This window comes from Prevotella sp. oral taxon 313, from assembly GCF_003043935.1.
GTDB lineage: Bacteria > Bacteroidota > Bacteroidia > Bacteroidales > Bacteroidaceae > Prevotella > Prevotella jejuni.
Genome location: NZ_PYXE01000001.1, coordinates 1,470,862 through 1,489,505 on the forward strand (window position 1 = coordinate 1,470,862; position 18,644 = coordinate 1,489,505).

At 43.0% G+C, this 18,644-nt stretch carries 15 protein-coding genes; 9 read left to right on the forward strand and 6 right to left on the reverse strand.

The features are described from left to right. Window positions 1-134: 134 nt before the first annotated feature. From AXF23_RS05675 to AXF23_RS05685, 3 genes are all read left to right on the forward strand, one after another. Entirely contained in the window at window positions 135-659 is a 525-nt protein-coding gene (locus tag AXF23_RS05675; protein WP_107624617.1) for an RNA polymerase sigma-70 factor, read from the forward strand. A gap of 307 nt (window positions 660-966) precedes the next feature. Further along, a complete protein-coding gene (locus AXF23_RS05680; RefSeq protein ID WP_107624618.1) occupies window positions 967-1,944 on the forward strand; it encodes a FecR family protein in 978 nt (325 codons plus the stop codon). A 73-nt stretch (window positions 1,945-2,017) separates the two neighbouring features. Beyond that, complete coding sequence (locus AXF23_RS05685; RefSeq protein WP_107624619.1) at window positions 2,018-5,077, forward strand: glycoside hydrolase family 2 TIM barrel-domain containing protein; 3,060 nt, start codon at window positions 2,018-2,020, stop codon at window positions 5,075-5,077. Between the two features lie 337 nt (window positions 5,078-5,414). Here the strand turns inward: AXF23_RS05685 and AXF23_RS16070 are convergent, their stop codons facing one another. From AXF23_RS16070 to AXF23_RS05700, 4 genes are all read right to left on the reverse strand, one after another. Continuing rightward, window positions 5,415-5,570 (reverse strand): hypothetical protein, encoded by a 156-nt coding sequence (locus AXF23_RS16070; protein WP_009012894.1) that lies wholly within the window; start codon window positions 5,568-5,570, stop codon window positions 5,415-5,417. 11 nt (window positions 5,571-5,581) lie between these two features. After that, window positions 5,582-6,472 carry an RluA family pseudouridine synthase gene (locus AXF23_RS05690; protein WP_107624620.1) on the reverse strand — a complete coding sequence of 297 codons (891 nt, stop codon included), beginning with the start codon at window positions 6,470-6,472 and terminating at the stop codon, window positions 5,582-5,584. A gap of 135 nt (window positions 6,473-6,607) precedes the next feature. Beyond that, complete coding sequence (locus AXF23_RS05695; protein WP_107624621.1) at window positions 6,608-7,141, reverse strand: HD domain-containing protein; 534 nt, start codon at window positions 7,139-7,141, stop codon at window positions 6,608-6,610. Between the two features lie 89 nt (window positions 7,142-7,230). After that, window positions 7,231-9,009 carry a biotin/lipoyl-binding protein gene (locus AXF23_RS05700; RefSeq protein WP_107624622.1) on the reverse strand — a complete coding sequence of 593 codons (1,779 nt, stop codon included), beginning with the start codon at window positions 9,007-9,009 and terminating at the stop codon, window positions 7,231-7,233. Window positions 9,010-9,149: 140 nt separating this feature from the next. Between AXF23_RS05700 and AXF23_RS05705 the strand changes: the two genes are divergently transcribed. The 6 genes from AXF23_RS05705 to AXF23_RS05730 all read left to right on the forward strand — a co-directional run bounded on the left by AXF23_RS05705 (window position 9,150) and on the right by AXF23_RS05730 (window position 13,495). Further along, on the forward strand, window positions 9,150-9,965 hold the full coding sequence (locus AXF23_RS05705; RefSeq protein ID WP_107624623.1) for a hypothetical protein: 816 nt from the start codon (window positions 9,150-9,152) through the stop codon (window positions 9,963-9,965). A 375-nt stretch (window positions 9,966-10,340) separates the two neighbouring features. Next, window positions 10,341-11,165: a MotA/TolQ/ExbB proton channel family protein gene (locus AXF23_RS05710; protein WP_107624624.1), complete on the forward strand. Its 825-nt coding sequence runs from the start codon at window positions 10,341-10,343 to the stop codon at window positions 11,163-11,165. Window positions 11,166-11,358: 193 nt separating this feature from the next. After that, entirely contained in the window at window positions 11,359-11,874 is a 516-nt protein-coding gene (locus tag AXF23_RS05715) for a hypothetical protein (RefSeq protein ID WP_107624625.1), read from the forward strand. Further along, window positions 11,871-12,416, forward strand: coding sequence for an ExbD/TolR family protein (locus AXF23_RS05720; protein ID WP_107624626.1), 546 nt, complete (start codon window positions 11,871-11,873; stop codon window positions 12,414-12,416). The genes AXF23_RS05715 and AXF23_RS05720 overlap by 4 nt, the downstream gene beginning before the upstream one ends. Next, entirely contained in the window at window positions 12,413-12,889 is a 477-nt protein-coding gene (locus AXF23_RS05725; RefSeq protein ID WP_009012886.1) for an ExbD/TolR family protein, read from the forward strand. Before AXF23_RS05720 ends, AXF23_RS05725 begins: the two co-directional genes overlap by 4 nt. Before the next feature lie 96 nt (window positions 12,890-12,985). Continuing rightward, entirely contained in the window at window positions 12,986-13,495 is a 510-nt protein-coding gene (locus AXF23_RS05730; RefSeq protein WP_009012885.1) for an Lrp/AsnC family transcriptional regulator, read from the forward strand. 996 nt (window positions 13,496-14,491) lie between these two features. On the opposite strand, the gene AXF23_RS05735 is transcribed toward AXF23_RS05730, so the two are convergent. Then, window positions 14,492-16,114 (reverse strand): MFS transporter, encoded by a 1,623-nt coding sequence (locus AXF23_RS05735; RefSeq protein WP_107624627.1) that lies wholly within the window; start codon window positions 16,112-16,114, stop codon window positions 14,492-14,494. Between the two features lie 367 nt (window positions 16,115-16,481). Continuing rightward, entirely contained in the window at window positions 16,482-18,641 is a 2,160-nt protein-coding gene (locus AXF23_RS05740; RefSeq protein ID WP_107624628.1) for a dipeptidyl-peptidase Dpp5, read from the reverse strand. Window positions 18,642-18,644: the final 3 nt, after the last annotated feature.

The window sequence follows — 18,644 nt, forward strand, 5'->3', positions numbered from 1 at the left end:
CCCCTTCATTCGTCTTAACAAGCATAAATAGTGTATCTTTGTTCATAATTATTAGAATTCTCCTGCTATGACTATCACAAAAAGGTAACTGTTGACAGGACTGAAACAGACTAAGTAGGGTTAAAGAATAAACAATGACATTACCAGAACAAAGGTTTCGACAGATATTTAGAGCACTATATCCTTCGCTCTCCTTCTATGCTACTCGTCTTGTACAAGACGATGAGGCAGAAGATATCGTACAAGAAGCCTTTATGGAACTATGGAAGCGCAAGGAGGATATTGACGATGAAAGCCATATTAAAGCCTTCTTATATCGTATCGTCTATACCAAGGCCCTTAACGTCATTAAGCATCGCACCGTTGTCAATAATCATGCTGATAGCGTAAAGAAGATTACCCAGTTCAAGTTAGACTACTATAACCCTGAAACGAACGACGTGATGAATTATATCGAGGGATTGGAGACAAGGAAGCAAATCAATGATGCTATCGGAGAACTTCCAGCCAAATGTCGTGAGGTCTTCATACTGAGTTATCAGCATGACAAGAAGAATAAGGAAATTGCAGAACAGTTAGGTATCTCAATCCGAACGGTTGAAGTGCATCTTTACAAGGCTGTGAAGACGCTAAGAGCAAGGCTGAAACGTCATTCATAAAGTCTTTATCGTAGGAGAGAACATCTTCTTGCTGAAATTATTTTCATGAAAAAAATATTTTTTGTCGTGAAGAAAAATATTTTTTGTCGTGAAGAAAAATATTTTTCATCATGAAAAGAAATCCACATTAACAATGGAAACGCTATGGTAAACACGTATTCAAACTTACAAAACAGTAACTTCTATAACATTTTTTATTATTTACTATTACGTAAAAAGGGCTTTTAGGTTGTTATAACAATGACTGGTTGGAAAACTACCGACCAAAGTTTTAAAGGCAACAAGCCTTAGTTGAAAGAGAAGAAGAATGAATAAAATAAACAACAAAACCATCAAAGACTATCTTATTGGTAAGGCAACGGCCAAAGAGATGGAACAGTTAGCCCAGTGGTTGGCAGACTCGGAGGAGAATCAAAAGGAACTCTTCGAGATGGAGTTGGCATTCCATTTAGGAAAGAATAGCTCTGTTGCCTCACCACAGAAGGTCGAAGAGGCTGAGAACAGATTATTTGCTCAGATTGATAAGCACGAGGAACATACAATAAAAAACAATAGATTACATTTCTTCCGTTATGCTGCAGCGATGATAGTAGCAGTTCTCTTGATTGGAGGAGGACTTTTTGCTTATCTCCGTCAGTCCACCGAAACAATCACTGTCGCTGCTTTGAACGAGGTGAAGAAAGTTGTCTTACCTGATAGTTCAACTGTATGGCTCAACAAAGGGGCTACCATTAGCTACGCAGAGAGCTTTGAAGGCAATGAAAGAAAGGTGAACTTGAAAGGCGAAGCGTTGTTCCATGTCACAAAGAATGCCGCAAAACCATTTATTGTTAGTAGTGAGGCTTCGTCTGCAAAGGTGTTAGGAACAACCTTCAACTTCAAAGACCAAGGGGCTAAAGGTAAAGATGTTATCAGCTTGATAGAAGGTAAACTTGAGGTGACTGGGCATAATGGCGAGGGAAAAGTTATCCTTCACCCTAACCAAAAAGCTACGATTAGCAAAGACTCTAAGACTATCACAAAAGAAAACAGCTACGCCCTTGCTGACGCAGTATGGCGTGATAACATGATACCGTTCAATAACATGCAACTCAAAGAGATTGCTCGTATACTCGAGCAGCTCTATGACTACAAGATAACCATAGACTCTAAGTTAGACCACAAAAAGACTTATACAGGTGTGATCAAGAGGAATAAGGATATAGAAAACGTCTTAGACGGACTTTCTTATACCATATCTTTCCATTACACCATCCACGACAAGGAGATAACACTCTCTAAATAGGGTATTTAGAGAGTGGTCTCTTTGCTGGGACTCGACTAAATCAACAGAAAACAAACACATTCCTAACATAAACATGAACAAACTTTATGCACTCCTCATTGGAGCGTTTACTCCACTGTGCATGTCTGCACAGACCACTTACCCAGAGTGGCAGAGTCAGTACACAACAGGTTTAAATAAGGTGGAACCGCATGCCTACGTCCTACCATACAGTTCTGTTGAAAAGTTACAACAACCAGGTGGATATGAGCAGTCGGCTTATTACATGACACTCAACGGCAAATGGAAATTCCATTGGACCAAGAATCCAGATAAAAGACCAAAGGATTTCTTCCAAAACGACTTTGCCGTGCAGGGTTGGAACGACATTAACGTACCAGGAAACTGGGAGCGTCAGGGCTATGGGCTGCCTATCTATGTCAATGAAACCTACGAATTTGATGATAAACTCTTTCAGTTTAAGAAGAACCCTCCCCTCGTTCCATACGCACAAAACGAAGTTGGCTCCTACCGACGTACATTTACTATCCCTTCAACATGGAAGGGCCGCCGCATTGTTCTTTGTTGTGAAGGTGTTAAGTCGTTCTTCTATCTGTGGATTAACGGCACTTACATTGGTTATAACATGGGGGCGAAGATGCCGTCAGAATGGGATATTACAAAGTATCTGCACGATGGCGAGAACACTATTGCTATGGAGGTCTATCGTTGGGCAGCAGGTTCTTACCTCGAATGTCAGGATTATTGGCGCATAAGTGGTATCGAACAGGATGTCTATCTCTATGCTACTCCAACCCAGTATATTGCCGATTACAACGTAGCAGCAGGTGTTGACAAGCAGGACAACGGCTCATTCAAGGGTAATTTCAGCCTTTCTACTAATATTAAGGGGGCTGGCAATGGCACTATAAGCTATGTTCTGACTGACGAAAAAGGCAATACTGTACTCTCAGAAGACATGGCTGTCAATGGCAAGAACAACGATGAAATGGTAGATTTCACCCCAAAAACTGTTCAGAACGTTGCTGCTTGGAGTGCTGAACACCCTAACCTCTACACCTTACTTATTACATTAAAAGACCAGAACGGCAATATCACCGAGCAAACTGGCAGTAAGGTGGGCTTCAGAACGATTGAGATTAAGAACAAACAGCTGTGCGTGAACGGAACACCTATCCTCGTGAAGGGTGCTAATAGACATGAACATTCACAGTTGGGACGCACCGTGAGCAAGGAACTCATGGAACAGGACATTCGCTTGATGAAGCAGAATAACATCAACCTCGTGCGCTGTTCACACTATCCTAACGATGCTTATTGGTACCAACTATGTGATAAATACGGCTTGTATGTCATCGACGAGGCTAATATCGAGTCTCATGGAATGGGCTATGGTAAGGAGTCTTTGGCAAAAGACAGTACTTGGTTGAAGGCTCACATGGACAGAACACGTCGCATGTATGAGCGTTCTAAGAATCATCCAAGTATCATCATCTGGTCATTGGGTAATGAGGCTGGCAACGGAGTGAACTTTGAAAACACCTACCGCTGGCTGAAGAATGCTGATAAGACACGTCTTATTCAGTATGAACGAGCTGAGGAGAATTTCAATACAGACATCTACTGCCCTATGTATCAGTCTCTCGGCCACATGAAAGCATACGCAAAACGTACCGACATAACACGTCCATACATCATGTGCGAGTATCTTCACGCGATGGGTAACAGCTGTGGAGGTATGAAGGACTACTGGGACTTAATCGAGTCGGAGCCTATCTTACAGGGTGGAAGTATTTGGGACTGGGTCGACCAGTCGTTCCGTGAGGTAGATAAGTACGGCAACTGGTACTGGAGTTACGGTGGTGACTACGGTCCAAAGGACGTACCAAGCTTTGACAATTTCTGTACTAATGGTCTTATCGCTGCCGACCGCACCCCTCACCCACATCTCTCTGAGGTAAAGAAAATCTATCAGAACATCAAGTCTAAGCTCGTTTCAACCGAGAAAGGGATTACGATAAAGGTTAAGAACTGGTTTGATTTCACCAATCTGAATGAATATCAACTTAACTGGCAAGTTGTAGATGAAAACGGTAATATCGTTTCAAAGGGTACACAACACGTAGACTGTGCGCCACACGAGTCAACGACGATCATGCTGCCATCTATTGCTACTGGCACACAGAAGGAACTCTATCTCAACCTTGCATGGCAGCCTGTCAGCGATGCACTTATCATCACGAAGAATGACGTAGTGGCTTATGACCAGTTTGTACTGAAGAAAGCTAACGACTGCACTGCCTTCCTCCCACGTGAGAAGCAGCGCATGACCTACAAAGTGAATGAGAAAACGGGCGAGTTAACCTCATTAAAGAGTGGCAACCAAGAGTTCCTCGATACTCCATTGAGCCTAAGTCTATACCGGCCAGCCACCGATAACGATGGTCGCGACCAATATGGCGTAAGAGTTTGGCATAAGGATGGCATCGACTCTATCAGTCAGAAGGTTACAAAGATTAGTAGAAGTAAAGACATAACACGTGCTGAAACTGACGTGATAGGCAAGAATGGCAACATAATCGGTAAGGCAGTCTTCACCTATCAACCACAGAAGAACGGTGCATTAGCCGTGAAGGTAGACTTCACACCAGACACTGCTGCCGTCAAGTCGCTTGCTCGCATCGGTCTTACCTTCCGTGTAAAGGACACGTTTGGCAAGGTTGAATACAATGGTCGTGGCGATATTGAGACTTATAACGACCGTAAGGAAGCTGGATTGATTGGGCACTACAAGACGACAGCTGAGGCTATGTTCCACTATTATGTGAAGCCACAAGCAACGGGTAATCGTACTGATGTGCGCTGGATGTCGCTCTCTGACACACGTAACCGCCTTATGGTAGCCGCAAAGACACCATTCCAATTCTCTGTGACTCCATTCTCTGACAGTGTTATCGACCGTGCAACGCATATCAACCAACTCTCACGTGACGGTCTGCTAACCGTACACTTAGATGCTAACCAGAGTGGTGTAGGTACTGCTACATGTGGTCCTGGTGTTGCTGAGAAGTATCGTGTACCAGTTAAGCCAACAAGCTTTGAGTTCGTACTCTATCCTGCTATGACTAAATAACCAACATATAACAAGACTAAAAAACTAAGCCCTGTTCCCCTTTGCCTACTATCTATAAGGCGAAAAGGAACAGGGCTTTTTGCGTTTAATAAGTATTAAGTAGAAAGATAACTACCTATAAGTCAACCTCCAAAAGGCATAACAAGCTAAGGAGATAGACCTTTACTCCACTGCTATCTCACCTTATTATATTATTAAAAGACAGAAGAGTCGAGGCTAAATGGGCTCGGCGAAGGAATTACTTTCATGAAAGAAAAGATTTACTTTCATGAAAAAAAATAATTATTTACGTGAGAATAAATATTTATTTTCACGTAAATAATTCCTTACTGACCGTCTAAAGGACGTGTGAACCAGTCAAAGCCCAATAGGCAAAAGCAAGAATTGCAAGCGTAATAACGATGCGAAAGATGCAACCAGTTATCTTCTTAATAAGGATAAGACCGATAACTAATACGGCAAGGAGGGCTATGAAATACTGTAAATTCTCCATTCAAGCATGCTTTATTTGAACAAGTGTTTGAACATAGCAGGTACTGGCGTCTCGAACTCCATACGTTGATGGGTGATAGGATGGTAGAAACAGAGTACGTAGGCATGTAGACAAAGACGATGAAGAGGGTCGTCTCCGTTACCATACTTAACGTCGCCACACACAGGATGACCCATATCGGCAGAATGGACACGTATCTGATTCTTACGTCCGGTCTCCAATCGATACTCTACAAGACTGTGTGAGACTGTACGATCGAGCACATGAAAATGTGTCACAGCATACTTTCCCCCATTATCTACAGGTGAACTATAAGTGATATACGACTTATTATCCTTCAACCAATTGGCTATCGTGCCCTCATCCTGCTCCATCTCGCCACTGACTACAGCAATGTAACGACGATCGTAGACAATGTTATGCCAGTCATGTTCCAGTAGTTGCTCTGTCTGAATATCCTTAGCATAGATCATCAGTCCCGATGTGTCACGGTCGAGACGATGGACTACATGCGCCGAACACTTCTGTTTTGTCTTATGGAAATAGTCATCGAGAACAGTCTTCACATTCAACGAAGAGTGGCCAGCAGCCATCGATAGAATACCGATATTCTTCTCTATTACAACCAAGAAGCGGTCTTCGTAGACGATTTTAACGTAGCGGCTGCGGAAGAGGTCGTTCTTCTTACTTTTACTGACAGAAATCTTGTCGCCTACTTTCAGCGGATGGTCGAACTGCGTAATACACTTACCATTCACCTTAATACCACGGTTCTGTAGTGTAGCCTTCACCTTACTCTTACTTTCCTTAAGATTAGCAAGTAGCCACTCAAGCAAAGGAGCCGACTCTGTCACTCGATAATGATTATATTTCTCCTCTGTATATGGATTCTTTCTTATCATACTACAAAAGTACAAAGAAATAATGATTAAAACTATTATGCGTATATTAAATCAGCTGAATAAGCGTAGGTCATAGACGAAACAACTGCTATTTTCCCTGCATGGAATGACTCTAAGAGGCGGTCAAAAACTGTTTTAGAACATCTTGACCCACTCTCGAAAGCGTTCAACTCCCTCTTCTCCAAACTTAGAAAGACTCGCAATAGCTTGTTCAACAGTCTTTTCTTTATCAAGATGAGTCTTTGAGAAGAACTTATCAGCATAACAGATAACTTTCTCTTCCATCGTTTCTGGTAAGAAGTCTTGGGCTGGTAAAGGAAGCTGTTGAGCTATAATCTGACTACGAGTAATCCCCGCCCCCGTATGTCGTTCACAGACACGAGCATGACGAGGGAAGCCCTCGGCACGTAACATTTCAGCACCGATACGCCCATGACAGATGTAAGGTTCGGTACCAAAGCACTGTATACCAGGTGCATTACAACGAATAATACCGATATCATGTAGCATGGCAGCCTCCTCAAGAAACTGTTTATCGAGAGAGAGTTCAGGGTGTCGGTCGGCTATGGCAAGTGCCTTATCTGCTACAGAACGACTATGAACAAGGAGGATATGACGCAACTCATTATCCTCTGGATAATACTTCTGAATGATTGCTTGATAGTCCATACAACAAAAAAGAGCCACGCCTCCCCACTCAGACAGCTCGTGCCGCCATGAACGAAGAACCGTAGCTCAGTCATTATGATATTGTTTCTTTATGCGTCGTGCTCTCTTTCGATGTAAGCAATAACGTCGCCCTTATTAACCTTAGCACCCTGCTTAGCGTTGATTTCAACCAACTTACCACCGAGGGCAGCAGGAATAGTTACGAACTCACCCCATGGAGCCTGAACATAACAGAACGCTTCGCCTTCCTTATATTCCTTACCAATGAATGGTTCGATGGCTGGAGCAGCCTCACCATCACCCTGGAACTCCCAGAAGAGCTGTCCCTTAACAGGAGAGACAATGGCGTCTGCCTTAGCATGCTTGAACGCTGCAGCCTCTTCAGGACTTACCTTTGCACCGAGTTTAGCATCCTTTGCAGCCTGAAGGTCGGCCAAGAAGTTCTTCTTAGCCTGTCCGCTCTTGTAGTTACGATACTGCTCTGGGTGCATAGCCAACTCGAAGAGCTCCTCATCATCCTGTCCGTAATCCCATCCGTTCTCGTCCATTTCCTTGCGGAAATCGTCGAGTGCGTTAGGAAGAAGTGTGTGTGGGTCAGCATCAGTGAACTCGAAACCTTTCTGCTTAGCAAGGTCCTTCAGTTCTTGACATATCTCACCAGGTACACGACCACTCTTACCAAGAATCATACCCCACATAGAATCGTCCATCATTACGAAGCGTCCCTTACCCTGTTCAAGGGTGAGAAGGTTCATAAGAGCGATGTTCTTAGTGTATTGTGAGAATGGAGTTACCAATGGAGGATAACCAACACGTGGCCATACGTATGCTACCTCATCGAATAACTTAACGAGCATATCATCTACTGAAAGCTCTGGCTCGCCCTTCTTCTTACGTAGATTGTTAATCGTTGAACGGATACCACCGAGGTCGGCCATCATAGAACCCATCATACCACCAGGTAAACCACACTCAAGAAGCAGTGAACTCATAATCTTGTTCTGTGGATTGATGAAATAACCTAACCACTCATCAATAAACTCCTGAGTCATAGCACGAGCCTTCATGTAGGCATCCATGTTGATTTCTGGTACGTCGAAACCAGCGTTCTTCAACATGCTTTGTACAGAGATAACGTCTGGATGTACCTTACCCCATGACAGTGGCTCAATAGCAACATCAAGGATATCGATACCATTCTTCGCTACCTCAAGCATAGAAGCCATTGACAAACCTGGACCAGAGTGGCCATGATACTCAAGAATAACGTCTGGATGCTTCTCCTTAATACGACGTGTCAACTCACCAAGGAATGCTGGCTGACCAATACCAGCCATATCCTTCAAACAAAGCTCCTCTGCACCAGCTGCAATCTCCTCATCGGCTAACTTGCAGTAGTACTCAATTGTATGAACAGGAGAGGTAGTGATACAGAGTGTACCCTGTGGAGTCATACCTGCTTCCTTAGCCCACTTCAACGCAGGAGCTATATTACGAATGTCGTTCAGACCATCGAAGAGACGAGTGATATCCACACCCTGTGCATGCTTTACACGATACATCATCGCACGAACATCATCAGGTACAGGATACATACGCAATGCGTTCAGACCGCGGTCAAGCATGTGCGTCTTGATACCAGCTTCATGCAGAATCTTGGTGTAGGCACGTACAGACTCGTTTGGGTTCTCACCAGCTAAAAGATTAACCTGCTCAAATGCACCACCATTGGTCTCTACACGTGCAAAACAGCCCATCTCAACGAAGACTGGTGCGATACGAACTAACTCATCCTTACGTGGCTGGAACTTACCAGAGCTCTGCCACATGTCTCGATAAATGAGACTGAACTCAATTTTCTTTCCCATATATGTTTCAATAATTACCTAATTGAAGAGATTACCACTTGCAATCTGACTTGCAAAATTAGATAAAAATTTCCAAAAAACGGCTGACTACTAATATTTTTTGCAATAATTGACTATCTTTGCAGTCTAAAAGTAAATACATGAAGAAATTGTTTTTTCCTCTCTTAAGCTCTGTACTGTTCTTTCTCACGGCATGTTATAACCAAGTATCGACTGGCGATCATGGTGCTATAGACGTCGAGGTACAATTGAAAGGAGACAGTACACGCTATGGATTGGCATGTGATGGCTGTTCTGACTCAGTGATTGTTCTCTTACCTAACGAGGGAGGCGACCCCATAAAGTTTGACATTGTAACGGCAAAGCGCAACGGCATGGTTTATGGCTCACCTCAGATTGGTGACGCTCTGGCAATTGTTCCTAATCCCATAGACCCTCTCGAGGCTGAAATGGTGATTGATCTCGAACAGATGAAAGGTACATGGACATTCCAAGTATTGCCTAAGTTAAAGCCAAACCCTACCAAAACGGAGGAGGAGATATTAGCAGGAATGAGCGACTCCATGAAGGCAGCGTTGTTTATCCCACGTGAGTACGGCTTTACTCTGAAGAGTTATAACCAGGCTTCACCCGTGGGTTATGTCATGAAAGCCAACTCCTTGGAAGATGAAAGCCCTGTTGAATACCCGAAGGTGACGGTTTATACAAGCTGGCATATCTTCAATGGCAGACTATACATCTATAAAGATACCATTGATGAGCAGGGGCACCGCATCCCACAGGACTCTGTTGGCTTCGACTCTGGCTCTATGCGCTATCTTTCAGCTGACTCAATGGCGGCATTGTTTGGCAAGAAAGTCATGCAATATCACCGTAAAAAGAACGCATTAGAAGCTAATAAAGAGGCACAAAAAGCCGAAGAACACAACGCAACTATGTCTGATGACAAGAAATAACGACTGACGACATTAGCGTAACATGAAAACCTGTTTGTCCTTACATAATTCCAATAACAAACAGGTTTTCCATAGCTATGACTAAAATAGATGGCATCTTCTGAGCTTCATCACCGCTTTCTTAACATGACAAACTAATATCCTATTCCCTTAAAAAGTTCGACGAATAAGCTATCCAACGTCAGAAACACTTAGAAGTAACGGTTTTGAGTCTTTTCAAGTACAAAGATTTGGCTGTTATTACAATTTTATATACCTTTGCGCAGACAATCAGAGAGACTATTCAACCTCCTCTTTTCAAGGCTGGAACCTCTCATAAACAGGGGCAGCAATGCCTTTATTATAATAAGGAGAACCACTACAGGTTATACAATTATGAAGAAATTAATAGCGTTGTTTTCATTCATAACAATTCTTGCATTCACTTGTTCGACCATTGTTATCGCTCAAGAACCAACAACAACAGCGACGGCTGCTACAGCTGACACGCTCTCTGACGATGCTTTGAATGAGACAGGTGTGGCAGACACTACGACCGCAAAGACTTCAGCAACAAAGGATGCGAGTTTCCATCAGTCGTTGAAAAGGAAGTTTATCGAGGGTAATGCGGGCTTTATGTCGCTGGTAGCATTAGCATTAGTACTGGGGTTAGCGTTCTGTATAGAGCGCATCATCTACCTTAGTCTTTCTGAGATAGATGCCAAACGATTTGTTGGAAAACTCGAAGATATGATTGATGCAGGCGAGATTGAGCAAGCCAAGGAATTGAGCCGAGACACACGTGGTCCGGTGGCCTCCATCTGTTATCAGGGACTACTCCGTATCGACGATTCTATAGAGAACATCGAACGCAGCGTGACCTCCTACGGTAGTGTTCAAAGTGCCAATCTTGAAAAGGGTTGTTCATGGATTACACTCTTCATCGCAATGGCTCCTTCACTTGGATTCCTTGGAACAGTTATCGGTATGGTCATGGCTTTCGACCAAATTCAAGAGGCTGGCGACATTAGTCCTACAATTGTAGCAGCAGGTATGAAGGTGGCTTTGATTACGACCATCTTCGGTATCATCGTTGCCCTTGTACTACAAGTATTCTACAATTACATCCTCTCTAAGATTGAACATATCACAGCTCAGATGGAGGAATCAGCCATTTCATTATTAGATTCGATAATGAAATATAAATTGAAACGTAATTGATAATTTATTATTCATGTAACTCGTTATCACTCAAGAGCGTTCTCCTCAACTCATCCTCTGTATGATTACCGATGTCTCTGACTTCCATCAGAAAGAGAGAAAAGGACATCATGATGTCTCCGAGAACTTATTTAAGTTGGGCGAATAGAAACATGAATATCTTAATTATTGGTTATGTACAACATAGAGTAATATGAAGAAAATAAAAGGAATAGCAAAGATGGACGAGGAACGCATATCACAACGCATCCTCTATGTCATAGTAGCCTTGTCAGTCATCGTCTTTTTAGCGTTCTATCTCATTGGATATGACATGCCTTTTGCCGATAACACGGCTTTCAATGCGCCTATGCTTACCGACGTATTACTTGGTTTTATGTGGGGATTACTCGCCCTCACCACGTTAGCCTCCGTCTTTGCTGTAGTCCGTGGCATACAACGAGCTAACCGAAGTGAAGGAGTTACGAATGGTATTCCTGCACGAAAGATTACTTATACGACATACGGTGTGACCGCTCTCATCCTCGTCTTGACTTTTATCTTTGGCTCAACGCAAGCGATGATAGTCAATGGACAGAACTTCACAGACGGCTTTTGGCTTCGAATGACAGATATGTTTGTCAACAGCTCACTCCTTCTTCTTATCCTTGCAGCAGGAGTTGTCGTCTTTGGGGCCACTCGTTATTACAGAAAGGAACGTATGAAATGATGTTTCGAAAGAAAGAACGGAGGAAAGTCCCTGGCTTAAACACCACATCAACAGCTGACATTTCGTTTATGCTGTTGATTCTCTTTCTCGTTGCCTCCTCTATGGACCTCGACAAAGGGGTGTCACGTAGACTGGCTGCTATCGACAAGACGAAGACTCCACCAGCTGCAGTAGACAGCAAGCGGGTCATACGTATCGCTATCAATGCCGAGAATCAAGTGACACTTGATGGTAAACCTGCCTCGATGAATGAGATTAAGCAGCGTACGATGCAGCTTGTTGAGTCGGCTGGTAAGGGCCACCTTATCCAATTACAAAGCGACCGCAACGCCTCATACGATACTTATCTCCACGTACAAAATCAGTTAGTAGCGGCTTATAACACTATCCGTAACCAAAAGTCAATGAACCTCTTTGGTAAGGAGTTCGACCTGTGTAGTAATGAGCAACAAACACAGATTGCTGACGAAGTACCCATTCGAATTACGGAGGTATATGTGGCTTCTAACAATAACGAAGTAAAGAAAGGAGATACAAAATGAAGTTCTATCGCAGTAGAAATCATGAGATCCCAGCATTAAACACGGCTTCTCTCCCCGACCTCATCTTCTCCATCCTCTTCTTCTTTATGTTAGTCGTACACATGAGGAAGGCAACTGTACACGTGAAGTATCAAGTCCCAATGGCTACCGAGCTTTCACGCTTATATAACAAGTCGAACATACAATACATTTATGTCGGTCGACCCATCAACAACCTTGGTAAGGTAGAGGGCAACGAGATGGTTGTACAGCTCAATAACAACATCACAACCGTCCCAGAGATTAAACGGTATCTTATCCAACTCTCCGCTGCCTTACCCCCAGAACAGCGTAAGCAGCTTAGTGTCAGCATTAAGGCAGACCGCCATGCAGACATGGGTACGATCATGGACATCAAACAAGCGCTAAGAGAAGCTAACGTATTGAATGTCAACTTTTCGGCTACCATGAGTAGAAATAACAAACAGAAATAAGGTAGAAAGTTGTAATTTGTTGTAGAAAAGGAACTCGCTATTTTGATAATTCAAAGTTTTTTCATACCTTTGTAAGCAAAAACAATAGAATAATAAATGGCACATAGAAGTTTAGATCGTCTTGATAAAAAGATTCTGCACCTCATCTCTGAGGATGCACGAATTCCTTTCCTTGAGGTTGCACGTGCGTGTAATGTCAGCGGTGCAGCCATTCATCAGCGTATTCAGAAGTTAACAAACCTTGGTGTTATAAAGGGTTCTCAGTTTATTATCGACCCAGAACGTATTGGTTATGAGACCTGTGCTTTCATCGGACTGAACCTTAAAAACCCAGAGAAATTCGATGATGTTGTTGAGGCTTTGCGCCAGATTCCAGAGATTGTAGAGTGTCACTACACCACAGGTGAGTATGACCTCTTCTTGAAAATCTACGCATATAACAACCATCACCTTATGTCTGTTATCCATGACAAGCTGATGCCACTGGGTCTGTCACGCAGTGAGAGTTCTATCTCTTACAATGCTGTTATCGACCGTACCTTGCCTATTGAGGGCATGAAGGTGGCTGATGTCGTTCTGGAAGACGATGAAGAGGAAGAAGAGTAACAGGATTGTCTACGCTATACGAATAGCGTAGAGTAACTGTAAAACTATCCCGAAAGGATAAAGCAATACAAGAAGACCCGTACAAACGTTGTGCGGGTTTCTTCGTTTTCAGACTTCTTATCTCTAATATACACCATTCTCTATCACCGCAACTTGCACCTCTTCATCTCTTATTCACCTATCCGCTAAACACGAAATATCCTTACAAAACAGTATCATAACGAACTACTATAACGTTCGAAATATCCACGCATTACTCACAGATAACCTATTGATAATTAAGCTGTTGCAATACATCACTGCAGAAGATGCTTAGTTAGAATCAAGAAGGGCCTTAACAACGTCCTTAAAGGGCGTGTTCTTGAGGCTTGAAAGGCGTCTTCTCAAAGCTTATTAGGCGTCTTTCAAATTGGAGATATGTATTTTCTTTACAAATAAGAAGAGTTTTATGTTTATATAAAGAAGATAATTACAGATTCACGGAATGCTTCTTATGTATAGAGTTCAGCCACGTAACTTAGTATTTAGCGTCTTATTTCTTCTTACGAGTATATCCCTTTCAGGTCATAGCTTCAACCTTCGCTTGCTGTGTTAATGCGTAGTAAGATTATGTACGCATGGTCAATACGTAGGGCGCAGGGGAAAGAAGCGAATGGTGCAATGTACTTTATACATAATAAGAGACTATTGGCACATGAACAAACTGTCGCTTTAGATGAACTTCACGAGGGAAGAGACTATCCATTACACAACCACACACAGTCATTGTAACGTATTATTCTACAAGAAGAGAAGCTCAAAAATAACTCTACAAAAGTTCGTCTAATATTAGTGAAGGCTATCACTGCATTCTCATGAAAGACAAAAGAAAAGTCCTCACAAGCATAAACTGCTCATGAGGGCTTTTCTGTATATTATCTACTTAATCGTAGGATGGATAATGAAAGTTCAATGATACAACGTATCCATAAACCCTCCAAGCGTCATCCTATTATCTTATTCCTTGATATTAGGCTCTTCCAAACCGAGGTGACGCTTCTTATCTACTACCTTCAAGATAAGACCGATGATAAGTGCAATCACTCCTAAACCTGCAAGCATAATCAATGGAGCGGTGTAGTTGAGCTGTGTTGGGTCAGTAACACCAACATTTGTCTTGTCGAGAACCTTACCGATAAGCAATGGGAACAACCACAAACCAATGTTCTGAATCCAGAAGATGAGAGCGTAAGCAGAACCAATAATCTTTGCATCTACCAACTTTGGAACACTTGGCCATAATGATGCTGGTACGAGTGAGAAAGAGGCACCAAGAACGAGGATGGTTACGTATGCTACGATAACACCACCTACCTGACTTGACTTAAACTGTGGAAGAATGAAGGCAAATGTGAGGTGACAAACAATCAGAAGCAATGAACCTAACACAAGCATAGATGCTGCCTTACCCTTATGGTCGACATAGCTACCAAGGATTGGTGTAATACCTACTGCGAGCAATGGGAATACTGCAAAGATAGACTCGGCTGACTGACGCATATAACCCATATAACAATAGAGAACAAGGCACAAAACAGACACGAGAAGCATAATGTTCTTCATAGCCTTGTTCTTCATGAAGTTGAACATGAAAGCGGTTGCTGCAACAACAAGCATGATAGCGTACTGAACGATTGTCACACTTGATGAAGCCCAGTATGAGTTCGCTGGAAGCTCATGGAAGGTAAGATTACACTGAAGCATATTTACAGCATACTTCTGGAATGGGAAGATAGCTGAATAATAAAGTACACAGAGTAAAGCTACAAGCCAGAAGCCCATACTGGTAAGTATCTTTCCAAGGTCGCTAATCTTAAATGGATCGTCTTTCTCCTCTGCCTCACCAGTCTGTGAGTCAAGTTTCTTATCCATGAAGAAATAAACAACAAACATCATCAATGCAATGCAAATAAGAACAACACCAAAGGCTACTGAACGAGATACGTCAATGTTGCCACCTAACTTTGCAAAGAAAGGAGAGAATATCATACAAGTAGCAACGCCAAGACGTGCCAAAGCCATCTCTGAACCCATTGCCAAGGCCATCTCACGACCCTTAAACCACTTTACAATACCACGAGAAACGGTGATACCAGCCATCTCTGTTCCACAACCAAATATCATGAAGCCACAAGCGGCTACCTTGGCTGACGCAGGCATGCCCTCATAGAAAGGCGACACACCCAACTGCTCGAAGACAGGAATGTGGTTTAGATTATTGGTAAACCATACTTCAAGTCCACTACCAGCAAAGCTATCACTGATAGCATAATACTTAATCAAAGCACCAGTTAACATCACTGCACCAGAGAGAATAGCAGTGAAACGAACGCCCATCTTGTCGAGGATGATACCTGCAAAGATAAGGAAGAACACGAAGACATTAAGGAATGTCTCTGAACCCTGCATCGTACCGAAAGCGGTTGAGTCCCAACCTCTCTGCTCCTGCATCAACTCCTTGATAGGAGAAAGGATGTCGACAAAGATATAGGCACAGAACATTGCCAGGGATAAAAGTAGGAGAGCCGTCCAACGCATTGCCGCTGAATCTCTCAATGTAGTTTGAATTTTATCTGTCATGATGATATTTATTAGTTAACAAGTTTACGAGTTGACAAGTAAACAAGTTATTTGTTAGATTATAAGTTAAAACTGAATGAGTTGATGAGTGAATAGGTTGACGAGTTAATAAGTTGACAAGGTGACGAGTTGACAAGTTTACATGTAAACGAGTTAATAAGTTTACAAGTTGACGAGTTTACAAGTTGACAAGTAAACGAGTTAATACTATCAAGCAACTTGTCTACTTATTGACTTGTTGACTTGTTGACTTGTCGACTTGTTAACAAGTAAACGAGTTAATACTATCAAGCAACTTGTCTACTCGTAAACTCGTTCACTTGTCTACTTATCTACTTGTAAACTCGTTCACTTGTCAACTTACCAACTACTTCTTCAACCAACGGTCAAGCCAATTGAAGAATGTACGCTGCCAGAGAATAGCGTTCTGTGGCTTCAATACCCAGTGGTTCTCATCTGGATAGAGAAGTAACTCGGCTGGGATACCACGCAGACGAGCCGCATTAAATGCTCCCATTCCCTGATTGGCATTGATACGATAGTCCTTCTCGCCGTGGATACAAAGGATTGGAGTATCCCACTTATCAACGTTAAGATGAGGACTATTAGCGTATGTGCGTTTCGCAGCCTCACTCTTATCCTTGTTCCAATAAGCATCGTCATACTCCCAGTTACTAAACCAAGCCTCCTCAGTATCAGTGTACATGCTCTCAAGGTTGAAGGCTCCATCATGTGAGATAAAGCACTTGAAACGCTTGTTATGAATACCAGCAAGATAGTAAACAGAGAAACCTCCAAATGAAGCACCAACTGCTCCTAAGCGGTCTTTGTCTACGAATGGGAGATTGTTAGCTGCATCATCAATTGCAGAGAGGTAGTCGTTCATACACTGACCAGTCCAATCAGTGCTCACCTCCTCGTTCCATGCGCTACCAAAACCAGGTAATCCACGACGGTTTGGAGCTATGATAACGTATCCATTAGCAGCCATTATCTGAAAGTTCCAACGGAAACTCCAGAACTGAGAGACAGGACTCTGTGGACCTCCCTCACAGAAGAGTAAGGTTGGATACTTCTTGTTCGGATCGAAATGTGGTGGTGTTATCACCCACTCCAACATCTCTTTACCATCGGTTGTCTTTACCCAACGAGACTTTACATCACCCATAGCCAACTGGTCATAGAGATGTTTATTCTCAAAGCTAAGCTGTGTCTGTACACTTGTCTTCTCTTTCTTTGATGGAGTGACAGCGTAGATTTCATTAGCTTGAGAGATACTCTGACGAATAGCAAGCAATTTCTTATCACCTAAGAGTGAGACACTTACATAGTTATGGTCGCCCTCTGTGAGTTGCTTCACCTCTCCCTTAAGGTTAGTCTGATAGATATTCACTGTCGCATGCCATACCCCAATGAAATAAAGGTCCTTTGAGTTAACGGCCCAAGTATAGTCATCTACATTTGAGTCAAAGCTCTCAGTGACGTATGTCTTCTTCCCTGTCGTCAAGTCATAGACACAAAGACGATTGCGATCACTCTCATAACCATCGTTCTTCATGCTCTGCCAAGCAATATACTTGCCGTCAGGAGAGAACTTAGGGTTCACATCGTAACCTACATTCATATCACCAGCTTGATGGTTGACAGCCTGATTACGTAGGCTCTTTGTCGCATCACACTTTGGCTCAACATAGTCGGCTGGCTTACAGAGGTTCTTTGTCTGACGCGTTTCCACATTATATATATATATGTCGGCATCAGTAGAGATGGCGTATTGTGTACCTTCCTTCTTACGACAGGTATAGGCAACAAGCTTTGAGTCCTTACTCCAGTCAATCTGCTCGATACCTCCGAAAGGAGCCAACGGACTCTCGTATGGTTCGCCATCAAGTACGTCAACGCCTGCGCCAACACCCTCTGCTGTTACATCAGCCACGAAAGGATGCGCATTGGTTGTTACGTAATGATCCCAATGACGATAGTTCATATCGGTAATAACCATACCCGTAGCCTTCGGTAAGTCGCTCGGGTTCTGCTTGATAGTACCATAGTAAGGAATACTCTTGATGAGCACTACACGCTTACGGTCGGGTGAGAAACGGAAGCCTTCAATATCAATATCAGACTGTGTAAGCTGCTTTCGATTGGTACCATCGGCAGACATCGTCCACAACTGGCCTCCTGAAAGGAATGCTAAGGTGTTGTTGTCAAGCCACGCTGCGTCACTCTCGCTCTTTGAAGAGTTGGTGAGTAGACGATCGTTCTTGCCATCAGCATCCATAACACGCAACACTTGATGTCCTTTGTTCTCTTTTACACTGTAGTAACCCACCTGATAGACAATCCTCTTGCCGTCAGGTGAGGCCTGTGCAGCACCGATACGCCCCATAGCCCAAAGCGCCTCAGGAGTCATGAGGTCGCTCTTCAGCGTGATATTGTTGCGTCCGATGTTCACATCCTGCGCTTGTGCAACACCGCCACTCATCATTAGAGCGGCAGTCATTGCAATGGTTAAGTTTTTGTTCATAGC